Below are 19,699 nucleotides of genomic sequence, written 5' to 3' on the forward strand. Positions count from 1 at the left end.
TGCACATTTTCTTTTGCAGTTTGTATTTAATTTGCCTTGCCGCTTAAGTATTTCTCGATGTTTGCAATTGCTTCCTGCTCATCTTCACCACTGGCAGACACCATGATGTCTTCCCCTGATGTCAGTCCTAATGTCATCATACCCATGATACTCTTTGCATTGACGCGTCTCTGTTCGCTCTCTACATAGATATCACTTTCAAACTGGCTGGCAACCTGAACAAGCAGTGCTATCGGTCTTGCTTCCAGCCCACTTGGAATCTGAATGGTAATCGGTTTCTTAATCATAATAATTTTCCTCCTCATTATCTCTTAGCGTTTCCGCAATATCGCTTAATTTTCTCAGTCTGTGATTTACGCCGGACTTTCCGACCGGGGTTGAAAGCATCATCCCCAGCTCTTTGAGCGTTGCCTCCGGCTGCTCCAGACGCAGCCTTGCAATCTCTGCAAGTCCCTCGGACAGCTGCTCAAAACCGATCTTCTGCTGAATATAGCGGATATCTTCGATCTGTCTGACTGCCGCACTTACTGTCTTATGAATATTGGCTGTCTCACAGTTGACCTTGCGGTTGACTGAGTTACGCATCTCCTTCAAGATGCGTACATTCTCAAGCTCCATTAAAGAAACATGAGCTCCCATCACGTTTAACATATCTACGATCTGGGATCCTTCTTTGAGATACACTACAAAATGCTTTTTTCGCTGTACGATCTTCGCGTCCACGCCAAAATCATTCATAATCTCCTGAAGCTGAACTGCTTTGTGAACCGTCGCACATACGATTTCAAAATGATAAAATTTCTGCGGATCACTGATGGAACCCGCCGCCAGGAAAGCACCTCGTATAAAAGCCCGTCGGCAGCATGTTTTTTGAATCACCAGATTGTCCGAGATAGAAAACTGCTCCTCAATTTCCATATCCGCATTGAACAGCCTGGCCGCCTTCAGAATACGTATCGCATCTTCATGGTTCAACACCGCCACCGTATATGTACGGCTTCCTTTTGAAAATGTACCCTGCCTGATTGAAACTTCAACTTCTATATTAAATGCTTTTTTCAATAATGTAAAGTACTTTCTTGCAACATATACGTTTTCTGTCTGGATTTTTAAACTGTAATGGTCTTTTTCGGATATGGAAACACCGCCGCACATGCTGATGATCGCCGCGATCTCGGCAATCTGGCAATGGCGTGCCAACGTCTGGTGTCTGGATAATTCGTCCTTCACTCCACTTGAAAATGACATGGCATCCTCCGTTATTTCCCGATATCTCTGTGTTCGATGCGAATGCCGTAATCATTCTGGAGACTCAGGCTTTCGAACAGCTTATTTGCCAGTGTCACAGAACGGTGTTTGCCGCCTGTACAGCCGATGCCGATGATCAGCTGATTTTTTCCTTCCTGCACATAGTTCGGCAGCAGAAACTGCACCATATCCGTCAGTTTATTTAAAAATACATGGGAAACATCAAATCCCATTACGTAATCCTGCACCGGTTTGTCATTTCCGGTCTGTTTTTTCAGTTCATCGATATAATACGGATTCGGCAGAAAACGCACATCAAATACCAGATCGGCATCCGCCGGAATTCCGTACTTGAACCCAAAAGAGAGTACCGTCACAACCAGGCTTTTAAACTCTCTTCCTTCCACAAAAATCTTTTCCAGCTCCATATTAAGCTCTCTTGTGAGCAGTTTGCTGGTATCGATGATATAGTCTGCATGACGCTTCAGAAACGCAAGTTTCTCACGCTCCTGTGCGATCCCGCGGTCCACGCGGCCGCCGCGTGCCAGCGGATGGGTCCTTCTCGTTTCTTTATAACGCTTCACCAGCACTTCATCAGCTGCATCCAGAAACAGGATCTCGTATTTCTGACTGGCTGCCGCCATGCCTTCCAGCACATCTTCCAGTTTTCCAAGTGCCTCGCCGCTTCTTACGTCCACGCCAAGTGCCACCCTCTGGATCTCACTTCCCGGTGTGTACGCCATCTCCGCAAATTTGGAAATCAGCGAGATCGGCAGGTTGTCCACGCAGAAATATCCCATATCTTCCAGTCTGTTTAATGCTGTACTTTTTCCGGCTCCTGACATACCGGTCACAATCACAAATCTCATTTAAAATTCTCCCAGTAATTTCACTTCCGGCTCCAGTGTCACACCACTTTGTGCTTTTACTCTTTCCGCCACCTGACGGATCAGTTCGGTGACATCTTCTGCCGTTGCATCGCCTGTATTGATCACAAAACCGCAGTGTTTTTCCGATACCTGTGCACCGCCGACCTGAAATCCGCGAAGTCCGGCATCCATGATCAGCTTTCCGGCAAAGTATCCTTTCGGACGTTTGAACGTACTTCCGGCACTCGGATATTCCAGCGGCTGTTTGGAAATCCGCTTTTTCTTCAGATCTTCCATCACGGCACGGATTTCTTTTAGATCTCCGTCTGTCAGCTGCAGAACAGCTTCCAGCACAAGATAGCCTTTTTCTGCAATGATGCTTGTCCGATATCCCATCTTCAGTTCTTCTCTTTTTAAGGTTTTTATTTCGCCTTTTTCTGTCAGAACCGTGACTTCTTCTGTCACATCTTTCATTTCTCCGCCGTAGGCTCCGGCATTCATTACCATGGCTCCGCCGATGGTTCCCGGAATCCCGGCTGCAAATTCAAACCCTGTCAGAGATGCTTCCAGTGCCTTTTTCGCTGTCCTGGAAAGCAGTGTGCCAGCCTGCACGTACAGCCTGTCTCCCTCCACGCGAAGATCTGAAAAATTTTTAAAAAGCTGAATGATCACTCCACGGAATCCACGGTCACTGACCAGAAGATTGCTTCCGTTTCCGATCACATACCATGGCATTGCCTCGCTTTTACATAAGTCTATAATATTTTTTATCTGATCTGTTGTCTGTGGGGAAACAAAATAATCCGCCGCACCGCCGATGCGAAACGTTGTGTGCTGTTTCATCGGTTCGTCTATTCTGACATTTTCTTTTCCCGCAATTTCACAAAGTTGCTTTAAAAAATCTGGCTTCACATCATTCTCCTTTTCTTTCCAACAATCCGCTCTCTGCGATTGCTTTTACAATTTCCTGCATCACCGGAACCGGTTCTACCAGGGCAAATCGCATAAATCCCTCTCCGAGACTTCCGAAACTGCTGCCTGGCACACCGATCAGTCCTGTTTTTTCCATCAGTTCCATACAGAATTCTTCCGATGTACCATGTCCTTTTGGCACCGGTGCCCATACAAACATCGTACCTTCGCTGTCCGGAACATCCCAGCCGATGCTGCGAAGTCCGCCGCAGAATGCCTGATTTCTTCTCTCATATTCTTCGCACTGTGCAAGCACTGCGTCCTGCGGACCGTTCAGTGCTGCTGCCGCACCGTACTGGATCGGCAGAAAAACACCATAGTCAAACTGCGTTCTCACAGAACGGAATTTATCTACAATCTTCTGATTTCCGATCACAAAAGAAATTCTTGCACCGGTAAGGTTGTAAGACTTGGACAGAGAATAAAACTCCACACCGACTTCTTTTGCCCCTTCGTAGCTTAAGAAAGATTTTCCTTCTCTTCCTCCGTAGATAATATCAGAATATGCATTATCATGTAAAATAATGATATTATATTTTTTCGCAAATGCGATCAGCTCTTCATAAAAGGCATCATTCGCCGTTGCACAGACCGGATTTAACGGATAAGAAACCAGCATGTATTTTGCTGCTTTTGCCATCTCTTCCGGAATATCGGAAAGCTTCGGCAGAAATCCGTTTTCACGGTACAAAGGATAAGTACGCACATCCGCACCGCACAGAGACGGACCGATGCTGAAGATCGGATACCCCGGATTCGGAGTTAAGACCACATCGCCCGGATTGCAGAGTGCCCAGGCAATATGAGCCATACCTTCCTGTGAACCGTTGATCGTCATGATCTCTTCCGGCTCAATGGATACACCAAATCTTCTCTTGTAAAAATTCTGCACTGCCTCCAGAAGAAATGGGCGGTCTGTCAGTGCATATTTATAATTTTCCGGATCTTTTGCCGCCTCTGAAACAGCTTCCATGATATGAGGTGCCGGCTTGAAATCCGGTGTGCCGACGGAAAGATTATAAACTTTCTTTCCCGCCTTCACCATCTCTTCTTTCTTTTCATTTAATATTGCAAAAATTCCTGCCTGAAAGCTGTCCGCTTTCTTCGAGAACTCAAATTCCATGATCCTCTCCATCTCCTTTTTGTATATCTCCTGTATCTGCGTCCGCCTGATCCGCAGATACGGTTTCTTCTGCTGTTTCATCTTTCTCATCTGCGTCTTTTTCTGCCTGTCCGTTTTCAAAATCATATTCTTCAAACGCATCACCTGCAGATAAAAGTTCCGGCTTTTTACCTTTTCTGATCCAGATCGCACTGGTCAGCAGGTAAAGTGCCACACAGATCAGGCTGATCCAGGTACCCTTCCAGAGTCCTTCCGGCGTATATTCAAACGTGATCGTGTGTGTTCCTTCTGTCACATCAACACCGGTCAGTGCATCTCCGATCATATAATAATCATCGTCTTCGCCATCGATCTTGACGCTCCATCCTTCATCATATGGAAGCGAAAGCATCAGAACGCCGTCTTCGGCCGCTTCCACCGTTCCTTCAAACTTTCCGTCCTCAAATTTTGTGAGCTGTAACTGAGATTTGGCCAGCTCATCATGTACCTGCTGATAGAGTTCCTGATCGCAGGTCCACACTTCCGCTGTCACCGGTCCGCTCTGGTTTTCCTTAAAGGTGCAGGTGACTGTCGCATTGTCGATCGCATCAAAACATCCGAGGTCATACAGATGATCGTTATAAGTGTCATATGTTCTTGTATAATCCGGTGTCGTGATCTCAATGCTGGACACAGATGAGGTCACATCCAGATAAACCTGTTTGCCCGCCGGAAGCACGATTGTATAAGTGCCGCCGTCTTCCATGTCGATCGTCTCTTCCAGTTCAAAAAGATCTTCATCCATACCGGTTGCCATCGTCACGAAATCATTCTGTACCTCAAAATGATCGGTGCTGTCTGTCGTCCAGTCAATAATGTCATCTTTTACCATAAATCCAAGACTCAATGCCCCGCTGTTCTTATACAGATTCATATCACCTTCCTGATCGACTTTCTCCATCTGATAGAGCTGATCGGTTCCGCGGCTCGAGAGCACATATTTTACGCCGAAAATATCATTGACCAGTTTGGTAAATCCATTGTAACCGTTTTTATTCGTTCTCGCCTCAATACCGAGGCCTTTGCACATATCAACCGTAGCTGCCGGCATTGTAGAGGAAAACAGAACCACGCCGTCCGCTCCGAGGAACATATTCTCGTCACGCATACGGTTGCTGTCAATCTCGCTTCGATAGAAATTATCCTGATTTCCCTGTCTGCCTTCCTGTCGTTCGGTTGTTTTTTCATAGGCGATCTGCTCATCCAGATAGGTACTTCGTCCCACAGTTCCGTTGCAGAATACACCAAAGATCGCATAACTTACCATTTCCACCGCTGCCAGGAAAAAGAAAAGAGAGCGGAAGACCTCCCGGTGCATTTTCCCAAGGCGATAGATCAGCATCGCCATACCATAGAGGATCAGAAGTCCGATGGTGATGCCATACGTATACAGTTCCCGTTCGCCAAGTCCGGTCACTGCAGAATAGATGGCAAACGCAAGCGGTGCTGCCATCGCCAGAAGAACCTGCCATACCTTAAACTTATGCATATGCCTCCAGGCATCAAACGCCATCGTGAGCATCAGGAAAATATAGATAAATGCAAAACGGTTCGGCAGTCCGTTCTGTACATGGAAACCATGCCAGATATAGTTGAGCACATTGACATCAAAGCTTGCATAGAGCAGCACAAGCAGTGCCGTCTTTGCGATCCGTTCACGCAGCTTGATATTTTTATCCAGCAGATACAGAACAGCCAGGATCAGCGTCACCGTTCCGCAGAATGCATTGACACCGATCTGGTCGTCCGCAATGTTGATCGGTTCGCAGAATGCAAACTGGCTCGTCAGCTGCGATAAATTATTGACAAACAGCTTGATCGGGCTTGGAAAACTGTTCTCCGCAGACTCCGTAACGCCAAGTGCGACATAGGCCGGCAGCAGTACCACGGCAGCCATACCTCCTGCAAGCAGGGCATGCCAGCCGAAATTGACTGCTGAAGTAATGATGTTTTTGATCTTGATCTCTCTTGCACTGATCCACAGAACCACAAAATAAAGGCAGGAAAACAGGCAGAGCATAAAGCCGATGTAATAGTTGCAGTATAATGCATAAAACAGGGAAATGCAGAACAGACTGCCCCTCTCTCCTTTTAAAATCTGCTCGATCCCCATCATCACAAGCGGCAGCATGGCAATGCTGTCCAGCCACATCAGGTTGAAATAGTATCCGATGATAAAGCTGCCAAGAGAGAACATCAGCGAGAACACAAGCGGCATGTAAGTCTGGCCTTTGCTCTTCGTACTGAAATACCATGCAGAGGTAAGACCACAAAGTCCGATCTTGAGCACGATCAGAAGTGCCATCGCATCCATCATATTTCTCTTCGGGAAAAGCACAATCAGGAAATTCAGCGGGCTCGCCAGATAATAGGCATACGTTGCCCAGAAATTAAAGCCCAGTCCTCCTCCAAAAGAATAGCGAAGGGAACTTCCCTGTTCCAGTTTTTCATGGAATTCCGTAAAAAACGGAAGATACTGGTGGAGTGAATCGATGATCAGCACACCATGATCTCCAAACGGAAATACCTGATTGACTGCAAACGCCAGTGCGATCGTCAGTGCCGGAATGGCAAAGCCGAGGATGCAGCAGTTGCGTTTTACCGGATTTACCGGTGCCTTCTCTTTTTCCGAGAATACAAACACTTTGCTGAAAATATAGTTCAACACCAGCACAACCACCTGAAGTGCCAGCTTGGAACCCACTTCCGGAATGCCAAACAGACAGCTCAGAAAAACAACGCCGAACACTTCGATAAACATTGTGGAGAGACGCATTCCGATAAAACTGCCCATTTCCACGGCCAGTTCCCGCACTCCATGCGTGCGGCTTTCAAAAACAAACTGTTTGTTGACTGCGTATGCAAACAGGATAGAGAGAAAGATCGCCAGCACATTTGCAAGCGTCATATCAACCCCAAGTACAGTTCGCAGCAGGGCATAACTTCCAAGATTTACAAATGTCGTACACCCGCCAAAGAAAATATAGCGGATGCCCTGATTACGGTACAATTTTTTTATAAATTCTGCCATATTACCTTCCTTACTTTTTCTGTAAAGCGGATTCTTATGATCCGCCGCACTACGTTTTTTGGATGCTTTGATCTTTACACAGAACAAGAACAAAGTCCACACCCTGATCTTTGCATCCATATCTTTTCCAGTATATATCGACCGGCAGCAAAATGCAAGGTTTAAAGAGCGATGCCCTCCTGCAAAGAAAACGCATAAATGATTTTTTCCTTTACTTCATGCCCGGTCGTCTGTTTCAGTGCCTTTGCATAGTAATCAAGCTGTGCCTGATAGCGTTCTTTTAACTTCTGTTCCTGTCCTTTTAAAACCCGGTCCGTCTTATAGTCCAGCAGAACGATCTGGTCTCCTTCATAAAACCATGCATCAATGATTCCCTGTACCAAAACCATTTCTTCTTTATCCCACTGCGGCCGGATATCCGATGCCGGCACACCGATCACAAACTGTTTTTCGCGATAAAGCTGACCTCTTCTGGCCGCATCTGCCGCCCGTTTCCCGATATCGGTTCGGAAAAAGTGCACGATCGCCGGAATGTTCAAAAGCGATATCTCTTCTTCTCTTATCTGCTTTTTCTTTTGAAGTTCCAAAAGCTGTGCTTCCACCTGTCGGACCGTATCCGCTGCCGTAAAATCAAGCCGCTGCATCACATGATGCATGGCTGTTCCTTTCACCGCCCCGCTCTTTTCTTCTTTTGCCTCCAGAAATTTTGGGACTGTTGCCGTATCTTCCGGTTCTTTTATCAGTACGATCCCCTGATTTTCCGGTTCTTCTTTCTGCTCCTGTATCTGACTTTGGCGCTTGATCTCTGAAACCGAACATTTTCCCTGGATCTCCAGCCTTCCTTCATATGGATAGATTTTCGCACTCTCCTGCGTCATCCAGGCAAGAAAAACGGCATATCCTTCCTCCTTTTCAAAAAGGTGATCTCTGAACTGCTGCAAGATCGTATCGCCGTGGTTTTCCTCATCCAGTTTTTCCCGGTACAGGTCATCCACGCTATATTTGCGGATTGGAATTTCTGACTGTATCCCTTCTTCATAGAGCACAGAGCGAAGAATCCATTCGAGCATCGATGCGGCATTTTTGATCTCCAGATAAGACAGCTGCTTTTTTCCTGCCCCGCCGCTCCATTTCGAGAGCGTATCTTCCATTTTTTTGAGACTTCCGCTCAAATAGAGCTTTTCTTTTGCACGTGTCACCGCCACATAGAGGACTCGCAGTTCTTCCCCGAGACTTTCCGTCAGCAGGATCTGCTGGATCGCTTTCTTTAAGATTGTCGGTGCCTTGGTCCGAAGCAGCGGATCAACGACGTCACAGCCCACGCCATAATTCTGGTGGATGGCGATCGTACTTCTGGCATCCTGCCGGTTAAATGCTTTTCCGAGTCCTGCCACAAAGACGACCGGAAACTCCAGTCCCTTGCTCTTATGGATGCTCATGATCCGCACCGTATTCTCTTCTTCTCCGATTGTACTTGCCTCACCGAAATCCACTTCATATTTCTGCAGATTTTCGATATATCGCACAAAATTAAACAGGCCGCGGTAGCTGGTACTCTCATAAGCTGCCGCCTTTTCTGCGAGCATCTCAAGATTTGCCTTTCTCTGCGATCCCGCCGGCATCGCACATACATAGTCAAAATATCCGGTTTCTTCGTAAATTTTCCACAGAAGCTCGTGCATCGGCGTATACGGCACACAACTGCGGAAATGTTCCAACACTTTAAAAAACTTCTGAAGTTTTTCTCTTAAAATCCCGTCGCTGCCCGCATTTTCATACGCCCGGCACGCTTCATAATAAGAAACTTCCGGATTCTCCGTACGGATCTTCGCCAGTTCTTCTGTCGCAAACGTGCCGATTGGAGACGTCAGCACTGCGGTAAACGGAATATCCTGTCTTGGATTATCCAGGACACGCAGAAAGGACAGCACCGTACGCACTTCCAGTGCCGAAAAATAACCGCTTCTCGTCCCGGTGTACGCCGGAATCCCCATATCCGATAAAACTGCCAGAAATTCTTCCGACCAGCCGCTTAAGGAACGCAGCAAAATGACAATATCGCGATATTCTGCTTTTCGGTAATGCCTGCTTTCTTTGTCATAGACCAGCTCTCTTCCGACGATCGCTTTGATCTGTCCGCCGATCATACGTGCTTCGGCCTCTCTTGCATTTGTGTCTGTCACCGAATCTGCATCAAAAAGCAGGATCTCACTTCCGGAAAGCGGAGATTTTGCTGCCGTCAGATCATCCGTCTCAACATTGGTGACCAGTTTCGGAAATTCGATCCCGGCATAGAGTGCCGCATTATCATCATATTCTACATTTCCGAGATTCCGGTGCATGATCTTGCGAAAAATAAAATTGACATCAAAGAGCACTTCCTTTCGGCTTCGGAAATTTTTGTGCAGCTCGATCTTCTGATTTTCGGAGTCTTCCGTCGTATAGGTATCGTATTTTTCCATGAACAGCTCCGGGCAGGCAAGACGGAACCGGTAAATGCTCTGCTTGACATCACCAACCATAAACAGATTGTTCTGCCCCATGCTGCATCTGGAAATGCTGGTCAGGATCAGCTCCTGGACCATGTTGCTGTCCTGATATTCATCGATCATGATCTCTTCGAACTGCTTTGAAAAAGCCAGTGCCGCTTCACCTGGCACCACATTTCCATTCTCTTTTTTCACCAGGATCTGCAGTGCCAGATGTTCCAGATCTGAGAAATCCAAAAGATTTCGCTCCCGTTTTTTCTCCGTAAACCGCAATCCAAACTCGGATGCCAGCATCAGAAGCATCTGTGCGGACACTTTTCCCGCCTTCAGCTCTTCTAACATCTCCTGCGGACTCTGGTAAAAATACTGCTCCTGCAAAGAGGCAATGCCTTTTTTGATCTGATCACGCAAAAGCTTTACCTGTTCCCGCTTTTCATCCGATACTTCTTCATCTTTTTTTCTGGAAAGCACTGCAAATTTTCTGATGTTCAGAAAACGTCTGGCATATTCTGCGTAATCATTGCCTTTAGAAAGCTGTTTTAAGATCTCGCCATCCTGCTCCAGGGCATCTGCGTACATCCACGGTCCGTACGGCGAATTTGCGACTTTCAGGGCTTCTGTTCGGATCATTTCCAGATCATTCAGGGTCTGATCGACCTGCTCACAGATCATTTTCATCCATTCACTTGAGATCAGATCTTCCAGTGTATCAATATCATAATTTTTCTTACATTCTTCCAGCCATTCTTCCGGCCATGGATGACTTCTGGAAAATTCATAGACCTGCCAGATCATTTCAATCAGATTCTCATCATTTTTTCCGTTTGCAAAACATTCCACAAACTGTAAAAAGTCCGTATTGCCTTCCCGATACTTTTCTTCCAGAAGCTCTTCCGCCGTATCTCGCCTCAGAAGTTTTGCCTCTCCTTCATCCACGATGGAAAACGCCGGATCCAGATCGATCAGATGAAAATATGTCCGAAGCACCGACTGACAGAAACTGTCGATCGTCGTGATCTGTGCATGGAAAAGCAGCGTTTCCTGTCTTTGCAGATTCTCGTTATCCGGATCTGCGAGCAGCCTTTTCTGGATTTCCAGTCCGATCCGCTCACGCATCTCTGCCGCCGCAGCTCTTGTAAACGTCACGATCAGCAGACGGTCAATATCCACCGGATGTTCCCTGTCCGTGATCTTCTGCAAAATACGCTCTACCAGAACGGCTGTCTTTCCGGAACCTGCCGCCGCCGAGACCAGAATATTCCGGTTTCGAAGCCAGATGACCTGCTTCTGTTCTTCTGTCCACAGATTTCCCATCAAAAATCCCCTCCTTCTCGCAAAAATTCCCAGATATCATCCGGATCCAGTTCTTTGAGCCTCCGGTAATGCATGCCCGGTATTTTCCGATCAAAACCGCAGATATCTTTAAATTCACAGTAATCGCAGGCTGTTTTTCCTTTCTTTTCATAAGGATTGATCTTTACATCTCCCTCAAGGATCGCACATCCGATCGCCCGCATCTTCTCTTCCACAAATTTCGAAAGTGTCAAAAACTGCTCTTCGGATGCCACGCTCGCATAGCGAGAATAGCTGCCGTCTTTGTTTCTGGCAACCGGAATGACCTCGGATGTTTTCTCCAGACTGCGGTCAAGTGCTTCTACCACTTCACTTTCTGCATTGACAAGACCATTTGGACGCAGCTCTTTCAAAATCCGTTTTTCCAGCTCTTCTTCGCTTTCCCCATGCTTCTGATCCACGATCGGATCTTTCATTGCATAATAGAAGATGCCTGCCGGTTTTATTTTTTTATCCGGATGAATGCGTTGTTCCATCTCCAGTGCCGCATTCAGATAAACGACAAGCTGCATCTGCAGTCCGTAATAAAATTCCTGTAGATCAAACACTTTATTTCCTGATTTATAATCTACGACTTTTACCAGAACTTCATCCTCCGTTTCGTACAGATCAATGCGGTCGATCCGCCCTTTCAGCCGCATCGTCTCTTCGTCCGAAAGTGCGATATTCACCGTCTTCAAGTCCGAAGAACTTAAAAACGGCACTTCAAAATTGGACGGAATAAAGTTTCCGGCACGCACCTGCCTGGTCAGTGCCCAGATCGTGCGTTCCATGATCCGCTTCATGCGGCGGATCACATATTCATTTCTGGCACTGGAATGCAGAAGGGTTGATGCATAAGCTTCGGAAACCTCTTCTACCGTCTCCGCCGCCAGACGTTTCTGTTCTTTCTCCGGAATGTTAAACCAGGTATATTCGCTCGCCTCCACTTTTCGTGCGTAAGACTCCAGCACCTTATGGAAAATATTTCCCATATCCACCGGCTGGAATACAAACAGATCTCTTTGCGATACCCGAAGACCATAATCCAGAAAATGTGCATAGGAGCACGCCGAAAATTTCTCCAGCCGACTGACACTGTTGACCAACGTCTGTCCGTAAAGCCGTTTTGCCGTCGTCTTTGACATCGGCTCCGTCTTTCCATGCAGAAAGGCCGCATCCAGCAGCTTTTTCGCCAGATCCTGATATTTTTCCTGTCCTTCGTACCATCCAAACAGACTGGCCGCCGTCTTCTCCACGCTTCCAAGTGCCGCTTTTCTCAGTCCGTCCGCCAGATGCACAATCCCGCTCTCTGCCGTTGTGATCCTTGCAAGCGGATCTTCAATCAGATCTTCATCCTGAAGCGTCAGCTGCGGAAACATCCTTAAAATACTTCCGACCACATAGGAAGGACGCAGCACTCGTCCGTCCAGCCCCATCCTTCCGTAAGAAAGATAAAGCTTTGCCGATGGTTTTGTCAGATTCAGATACAGATAAAACTTCTGGATATAACTGTTTTCCCTTGCCGTCGGTGCCAGTTCCATGCCAAGCTCGGATAAGGTTTCCCGGTCCATATCGGAGAGAATACTGGTTTTTTCTTCTTTTTTCGGCACCCAGCCGTCATTCAGCCCCAGAAAAAACAGTACTTTGATGTCCTTTAACCTGGTACGCTCGATATCGCCGACCAGCACACAGTCCATCGTCGGAGGGATCATGCCAACCTTGGCCTCCTCAAATCCGGCATCGAGGATTTCGGTATATTCCTGAAGGCTCATCGGCTCATCACCAAGCAGCTCCACCAGTTTGTCAAACAGCTCGATCACTATGCCGTAGATCTGCTCGTATTCTCTTGCAAGGTCATAAGCCTCTTCCTGCTCAAATTTTTCCCGGTAATCCTGCATTTTCTGCTCAATACCATAATGCACCATCAGATCATAAAGTGCTTCTGTTTTCTGACGCACCGTCCCATCCTTTTCTCTGACCTGATCCACAAAGGCAAGCAGCGGCGGCAGGATCTTCTCTTTGAACGGTTCTTCCTGTTCATCCCACGGCTCTTCCCAGCGTCTGCGGCTGTTGATCCCATTTGCCAGCACATAGTTTTCCAGCCGGTCGATCTCATCCTTTTTTAGCCCCGCAAGCCCGGTCCGCAGATAATGGAACACGCTTTCATAGCGAAAGCTTTTGGCTGCGATCTGAAGGGCCGACCGCAGAAATTCAACCAGCGGATTTAAGAGGAGCTTCCTGGTGCGGTCGATAAAACACGGAATGCCTTTCTGCTGCAATTCCTTTTTCATATGGTCACCAAATGATTCCATATCCCCGGTGATCACGGCAATATCCCGGTAACGCAGATTCTCTTCACGCACCAGATGCCAGATCGTCCGTGCCGCAAATTCTGCCTCTGCTTTCGCATCTCTTGCCACATGCAAAGACATCTCCCGCTCCAGCTTCTGTGAATCTTGGGCTTCATAAATCTGATTGCCCGGTCGGAACAGATGTCTCTCCAGAAAGCGAAGTGCCGGTGCACTTCTGAAACGGATGCTTCCTTCTTTTCCGAGCACTTCCGGCTTTTCCAGCATGCAGCCACATTCTTTTGCCGCCCCGGCCAGCTGCTGTATCGTCTTTTTGCTCAGATAAGAGAGTTTATGCATGGAAACCTTTTTCATCGGATCTTCCCAGGCATCCAACGTCACCGTGACATAGATTTTCTCCGCCGTCTGCATCAGTTCCCTCAGCAGCTTGTTCTGGATCGGCGTAAATCCGGTAAATCCATCCAGGGCGACCACACAGCCTTTTAAAATTTCAGATTTTTTTACGACATAACAGAGCTCTTCTAGGATCTCTTCCGAAGTAATGTACTTTCCCTGAAGTTCTTCCTGAAATCCCTCATACAGGTTTCGAATATCCTGTAATTTATAAGATAATGCATCTTTTTTCCCCGAACGCAGCTGCTCATCCAGTTCTTCCAGTGAAACATCATACTGCTTCAGCTCAGAAATGATGGATTTGACCTGCGAAATATAGCCGGGCTTGCGAAAATTTCGTCCAAGCACCGTCAGATCATTTTTCTGACGGGATGCCACACGCCGCAGCAGCAGATTCTTTCCGGTGTCCTCCAGAACGGTGTGTGTATCCACCCCGACTTCCTCAAAGATCCTCCATGCCAGACGCAAAAAGCTCTGCACATCAATATTTAAAATTCCCCTGTTTGGATGCAGTTCTACGAGTTCCCGCTGTGTCTGCATGGTAAACTGCTCCGGAACGATCACGATAAACTCCCGGTCCGGCTCCCGTATGGACTGCTCTATGATTTTTTTATAAAGTGTATACGATTTTCCACTGCCGGATGGGCCGTAGATCAACTGCAATGACATAAGCATTTCCCTTCCTGTGTCCTGTTTTGCCTGATGCTGCAAAGTGGTCCCGCACAAAGTACAGAACCACTTTTTTCACAGTAAGAATGCCGGAGGCATCCTGTTTCCTATCTTGCCTGAAGATGAGTCAGTCTTTCTTTTACCTGATCCATCATCTGGCTGTATTTCTCTAATTTTGCACGTTCCTCTGCAACTTTGCTCTCCGGTGCCTTGCTCATGAAACGCTCATTGCTCAGCATGCCGTTGACACGTGCCAGCTCTTTTGTCAGACGCTGTTCTTCTTTTTGCAGACGCTCGATCTCTTTGTCGATGTCAACCAGTTCTGCAAACGGCATATAGATGACTGCCTCCGGAAGCACGGCAGATACTGCATCTTCGTCGATGCCGCTGCGGTCTGCCTGAACCGTCACTTCGCTTGCACTTCCAAGGGTTGCAAAGAATACTTTTCCGTTTTCGAACGTATTTCTCACATTCTCGCTTTCGGATACGACAAATACTTTTGCTTTCTTGCTTGGCGGTACGTTCATGCCTGTACGCACGTTTCGGATGCCGCGGACTGCCTCTTTGATCATCTCAACGGCTGCCTCATCCTCTGCAAAATGCCACTCTTCGGTAAACTCCGGCCATCTGGAGATCATGATGGATTCTTCCTCGGACTGCAGCGTGCAGAAGATCTCTTCTGTGATAAACGGCATATACGGATGCAGCAGTTTCAGAGCATTTACCAGAACCGTCTTCAGTGTCCAAAGTGCTGCTGATTTTGTGGTATCCCCGTCATTGTACAGACGCGGTTTTACCATCTCGATGTACCAGTCGCAGAATTCTTCCCAGATAAAATCATACACTTTCTGAACGGCAATACCCAGTTCATATTTATCCATGTTCTCGGTTACTTCTTTTGCCAGTGTATTGACTTTGGAGAGGATCCATTTATCGGCTGCCGTCAGCTGATCTTTCGGCATTTCACCCGGAACTTCTGCTTTTTCAAGGTTCATCATGATAAATCTGGATGCATTCCATACCTTGTTTGCGAAGTTACGGCTTGCCTCCACACGCTCCATGTAGAAACGCATGTCATTTCCGGGAGCATTTCCGGTGATCAGTGTCAGACGCAGGGCATCTGCTCCGTACTGGTCAATGATTTCCAGCGGATCAATACCGTTTCCTAAAGATTTACTCATCTTTCTTCCCTGGGAATCACGCACCAGACCATGGATCAGTACATGATGGAACGGCACTTTTCCGGTCTGCTCGATCGCAGAAAATACCATACGGATCACCCAGAAGAAAATGATGTCATATCCGGTTACCAGCACATCGGTCGGATAGAAGTAATCAAAATCTTCTGTCTTATCCGGCCAGCCAAGTGTGGAGAACGGCCACAGTGCGGAAGAGAACCAGGTATCCAGTGTGTCTTCATCCTGTTTAAAGTGTGTGCATCCGCATTTCGGGCAGACCTTCGGCATTTCTTTTGCAACGACCACTTCGCCGCACTCGTCACAGTAATATGCCGGGATACGATGTCCCCACCAGAGCTGTCTGGAAATACACCAGTCACGGATGTTCTCCAGCCAGTGCAGATAGATCTTGTCAAAACGATCCGGTACAAAATTCAACTCGTTCTTTTTCAGAGCTTCGATCGCCGGTTTCGCCATCTCCTGCATCTTTACAAACCACTGCGGTTTGATCATCGGCTCAACGGTTGTCTTACAGCGGTCGTGTGTACCGACGCTGTGTGTATGCGGAACAACTTTTACCAGAAGTCCCAGTGCATCCAGGTCTGCTACCATGGCTTTTCTTGCCTCATAACGATCCATACCTGCATATTTGCCGCCCAGTTCGTTAATCGTCGCATCGTCATTCATGATATTGATCTCCGGCAGATTATGTCTCTTGCCAACCTCAAAGTCGTTCGGGTCGTGTGCCGGTGTGATCTTTACGCATCCGGTTCCAAATTCTTTATCTACGTAAGAATCCGCGATCACCGGGATCTCACGGTCTGTCAGCGGCAGCTTCAGCATCTTGCCGACCAGATCCTGGTATCTTTCATCTTCCGGGTTTACGGCAACGGCCGTATCTCCAAGCAGTGTCTCCGGACGAGTGGTCGCGATCTCCACGAAACGTCCTTCTTCTCCGACGATCGGGTAATTGATATGCCAGAAGAATCCGTCCTGATCTACGTGTTCTACCTCTGCATCTGAAATGGAAGTTTTACATACCGGACACCAGTTGATGATCCTGGAACCTTTGTAGATATAACCTTTGTTATATAATTTTACGAAAACTTCTTCAACTGCTTTGGAACATCCCTCATCCATTGTGAAACGTTCTCTGTCCCAGTCAGCAGAAGAACCCAGTTTTTTCAGCTGATTTACGATACGTCCCCCGTACTCCTCTTTCCACTCCCAGGCGTGTTTTAAGAATTCTTCACGTCCGATATCGTTTTTATCAATGCCCTGCTCTTTGAGTTTCTGGATGACCTTTACTTCCGTAGCGATCGCCGCGTGGTCTGTTCCCGGCTGCCACAGTGCATTATAGCCCTGCATTCTCTTATAGCGGATCAGGATATCCTGCATCGTGTTGTCCAGTGCATGTCCCATATGCAGCTGACCGGTTACGTTTGGCGGCGGCATAACGATCGTAAACGGTTTCTTGCTGCGGTCGACTTCCGCATGGAAATATTTCTTATCCAACCAGTTCTGATAAATACGATCCTCGATTCCCTTCGGATCATAAGTCTTTGCCAATTCTTTGCTCATGTTGTCCTCCTGCTGTTGTTTGTTCTGCACATTAAATCAAATACACTCCAGACGGAATGTTTCAACGAAAAAAGCCCTCTGCATCATCCCCGGAAACGGAGATTCTGCAAAGGGCGTCATTTACGCGGTACCACCTTTTTTCATATACATCACAGACGGATGCATACCTCATTTCCCTTTAACGTCGGGTCACGTGAAAGCTTACTGTCCTGTCCGCGTATACTTATCTGCATACCGCCTGTCACAGAACTCGTTCTGCCCTCCGGCTCCAAAGCTACCTTCCATCCACGCATCCTTAGGTTTCCTTCCAGCCTGCGAAAAACCCTCTCTGAAAGAGCTGTGTATGTACTCCTCTTCTTCCTCGCCTTTGTCCATGTTAATCATAGCGAAGGCAGACGGATTTGTCAAGAGATGACTGTGGATTTTGTTCCGGTGAAATTGATGCGAAAATACTATTGAGCCGGCCAGCAATCCATGATACACTTGACACACAGAAGATTTTGCAATATTTCGCTTTTCTTTCTGGTGCTAATGATGAAAGGAGTTTTTTTATGCCTGTATTTGATTTCAATAACACCCCGGAACCGGATGCTGTTCCGGAATGTACTTATACCACCTTTGCTTCCGACGAAAATGTTTCTTCCGCAGACAAACCGCTTCTTGTCCTTGACAACAGCAAAAAAGCCTGGAAACATCACTCCTGCGGAACGTTTACCAATCAGAACAAGCGTACCGCTTTTGAATTTAAAGAAGATGATGGTTCTACTGTAATCGCTGATATCAAAAAAGTGGATGCCCGCTTTGTAAGCCTGCTCCGCTGGCTCGGTGAAAATCACATTCCGGTTCGTTTATCCGGTGAAAACCGGGAGGGCGGCTATATGGTTTACCGTATCCGCGAGACTGCTTTCGGCGGTGGCACCAAGCTTTCTGCAGAGGATGGTTTCCTTCAGTTCATGATTGAACGTCTGCTTGCAAGCAATGCTCCGCTTCTGGAAGAATGTGAAGACGAAGATCTGGAGGAAGTCGGCGATGAGATGAAACTGACCAGCCTTCAGAGCATCACAGACTTTATGATCTGTGCCGGCCGCACCCTGCCGGATAATATCCGCCTGTGGGCAAGACGCAACCTTGCCGTTGCACGTTCCCATGAAGTTTCCCCTGAAGAACGCCGCCATGCCCAGCGTGCCCTCTCCATCATGATGAACATTCAGTGGAAGAGCAATTACTTCGAAGCCATCGATCCGGTTGCTGCACGCCGTATTCTCGATGAAGAACTTTACGGTATGGAACGCGTCAAACAGCGTATCATGGAGACGATCATCCAGATCAACCGCACGCATACCCTGCCGGCATATGGTCTGCTGCTGGTCGGCCCTGCCGGAACCGGTAAATCTCAGATTGCCTATGCCGTTGCACGTATCCTGCGTCTTCCTTGGACTACGCTTGACATGAGCTCCATCAACGATCCGGAACAGCTGACCGGAAGCTCCCGTGTCTATGCAAACGCAAAACCCGGAATCATTATGGAGGCTTTCTCAGTATCCGGAGAGTCCAATCTGGTCTTCATCATCAACGAGCTGGATAAGGCAGCCTCCGGCAAGGGAAACGGCAATCCGGCAGACGTGCTTCTGACTTTGCTTGACAACCTCGGCTTTACCGATAACTATATGGAATGTATGATTCCAACGACCGGCGTTTATCCTATCGCCACAGCCAACAACAAAGAGCAGATCAGTGCACCTCTGATGTCACGTTTTGCCGTGATCGACATCCCGGATTACACACCGGATGAGAAAAAGATCATCTTCTCCAAATTTGCACTGCCGAAGATTCTCAAACGTATGAGCCTCAAAGAGAATGAGTGCAAGATGACAGACGAAGCACTGGATGCTGTAATTGAACTGTTCTCCAACACCTCCGGAATCCGTGATCTGGAACAGGCCGCCGAACATATCGCAGCAAATGCACTGTATCAGATCGAAGTTAACCGTGTTTCCGAAGTTGTGTTTACCGCAGAGATGGTACGCAGCCTCTTACGCGACTAAGCATACATGGAAGATTTATGCATGTGCAAATGATCTGTGCAGAAGGTTTGTAAATGTGCAAATGAACGCCATAAAATAGTTTTGTAAAAAATAGTACGCCATGATGATTCGAAAACAATCTCCTGACACGCTGCGTTTCCTGTTCGGTTCGCTCGTCGGTTAGCCGCCCTTCGCCTAAACTCGCCTCTTCGAGTCTCAGACAGCGGCTCCTTGAGGCGGCAGCATCGCAAACCTCACGACGGAAGCCTTGCTACCGTCAGAGCGATTTGTTTTCGAATTCATCATGGCTGTATTATTTTACGCACTATTTTTTACGATACCGTTCGTTTGCACATTGTTAAAAGCTCCTGGCTTGCCGGGGGTCGCTTAAGCGGAACAGTCCTTTCAGGCCAAATTACAAAACACGAAAAAACAGAGA

The 19,699-nt window shown here is 47.4% G+C and carries 10 protein-coding genes and 1 other annotated feature; of the genes, 1 reads left to right on the forward strand and 9 read right to left on the reverse strand.

The genetic code is table 11. From position 1 onward, the window contains the following. Positions 1-26: 26 nt before the first annotated feature. From GPK60_RS00870 to GPK60_RS00910, 9 genes are all read right to left on the reverse strand, one after another. On the reverse strand, positions 27-287 hold the full coding sequence (locus GPK60_RS00870; RefSeq protein ID WP_215658678.1) for an HPr family phosphocarrier protein: 261 nt from the start codon (positions 285-287) through the stop codon (positions 27-29). After that, complete coding sequence (gene whiA / locus GPK60_RS00875) at positions 280-1,248, reverse strand: DNA-binding protein WhiA (protein WP_147631756.1); 969 nt, start codon at positions 1,246-1,248, stop codon at positions 280-282. The genes GPK60_RS00870 and whiA overlap by 8 nt, the downstream gene beginning before the upstream one ends. Positions 1,249-1,259: 11 nt before the next feature. Continuing rightward, positions 1,260-2,117 carry an RNase adapter RapZ gene (gene rapZ, locus GPK60_RS00880; RefSeq protein ID WP_022119807.1) on the reverse strand — a complete coding sequence of 286 codons (858 nt, stop codon included), beginning with the start codon at positions 2,115-2,117 and terminating at the stop codon, positions 1,260-1,262. After that, positions 2,118-3,029 (reverse strand): UDP-N-acetylmuramate dehydrogenase, encoded by a 912-nt coding sequence (murB, locus tag GPK60_RS00885; protein ID WP_215658679.1) that lies wholly within the window; start codon positions 3,027-3,029, stop codon positions 2,118-2,120. A gap of 1 nt (position 3,030) precedes the next feature. Beyond that, complete coding sequence (locus tag GPK60_RS00890; RefSeq protein WP_215658684.1) at positions 3,031-4,212, reverse strand: aminotransferase class I/II-fold pyridoxal phosphate-dependent enzyme; 1,182 nt, start codon at positions 4,210-4,212, stop codon at positions 3,031-3,033. Continuing rightward, positions 4,202-7,282, reverse strand: a complete 3,081-nt coding sequence (locus GPK60_RS00895) for a GtrA family protein (protein ID WP_215658680.1) — start codon at positions 7,280-7,282, stop codon at positions 4,202-4,204. Before GPK60_RS00895 ends, GPK60_RS00890 begins: the two co-directional genes overlap by 11 nt. Positions 7,283-7,443: 161 nt before the next feature. Further along, complete coding sequence (addA, locus tag GPK60_RS00900; RefSeq protein WP_215658681.1) at positions 7,444-11,085, reverse strand: helicase-exonuclease AddAB subunit AddA; 3,642 nt, start codon at positions 11,083-11,085, stop codon at positions 7,444-7,446. Next, positions 11,085-14,477, reverse strand: a complete 3,393-nt coding sequence (locus GPK60_RS00905) for a PD-(D/E)XK nuclease family protein (RefSeq protein ID WP_215658682.1) — start codon at positions 14,475-14,477, stop codon at positions 11,085-11,087. Before GPK60_RS00905 ends, addA begins: the two co-directional genes overlap by 1 nt. 107 nt (positions 14,478-14,584) lie before the next feature. Continuing rightward, the gene (locus tag GPK60_RS00910; protein WP_215658683.1) at positions 14,585-17,236 is read right to left on the reverse strand and encodes a valine--tRNA ligase; all 2,652 of its coding nucleotides are present in this window, start codon (positions 17,234-17,236) and stop codon (positions 14,585-14,587) included. A 106-nt stretch (positions 17,237-17,342) separates the two neighbouring features. Then, positions 17,343-17,607: a binding site (T-box leader), on the reverse strand. Positions 17,608-17,787: 180 nt separating this feature from the next. Between GPK60_RS00910 and GPK60_RS00915 the strand changes: the two genes are divergently transcribed. Next, positions 17,788-19,281, forward strand: coding sequence for an AAA family ATPase (locus tag GPK60_RS00915; RefSeq protein ID WP_147631749.1), 1,494 nt, complete (start codon positions 17,788-17,790; stop codon positions 19,279-19,281). Positions 19,282-19,699 lie beyond the last annotated feature (418 nt).

Origin of the sequence: Ruminococcus sp. MCC718 (assembly GCF_018783905.1) — a bacterium.
Taxonomy (GTDB): domain Bacteria; phylum Bacillota; class Clostridia; order Lachnospirales; family Lachnospiraceae; genus Hominisplanchenecus; species Hominisplanchenecus faecis.

Excerpts from the sequence above, each read along its gene's own strand:
- GPK60_RS00910 (WP_215658683.1), bottom strand. The coding sequence starts at position 17,236 with ATGAGCAAAGAATTGGCAAAGACTTATGATCCGAAGGGAATCGAGGAT.
- GPK60_RS00905 (WP_215658682.1), bottom strand. The coding sequence starts at position 14,477 with ATGTCATTGCAGTTGATCTACGGCCCATCCGGCAGTGGAAAATCGTAT.
- whiA (WP_147631756.1), bottom strand. The coding sequence starts at position 1,248 with ATGTCATTTTCAAGTGGAGTGAAGGACGAATTATCCAGACACCAGACG.
- GPK60_RS00915 (WP_147631749.1), top strand. The coding sequence starts at position 17,788 with ATGCCTGTATTTGATTTCAATAACACCCCGGAACCGGATGCTGTTCCG.
- rapZ (WP_022119807.1), bottom strand. The coding sequence starts at position 2,117 with ATGAGATTTGTGATTGTGACCGGTATGTCAGGAGCCGGAAAAAGTACA.
- GPK60_RS00895 (WP_215658680.1), bottom strand. The coding sequence starts at position 7,282 with ATGGCAGAATTTATAAAAAAATTGTACCGTAATCAGGGCATCCGCTAT.
- GPK60_RS00890 (WP_215658684.1), bottom strand. The coding sequence starts at position 4,212 with ATGGAATTTGAGTTCTCGAAGAAAGCGGACAGCTTTCAGGCAGGAATT.
- GPK60_RS00870 (WP_215658678.1), bottom strand. The coding sequence starts at position 287 with ATGATTAAGAAACCGATTACCATTCAGATTCCAAGTGGGCTGGAAGCA.
- addA (WP_215658681.1), bottom strand. The coding sequence starts at position 11,085 with ATGGGAAATCTGTGGACAGAAGAACAGAAGCAGGTCATCTGGCTTCGA.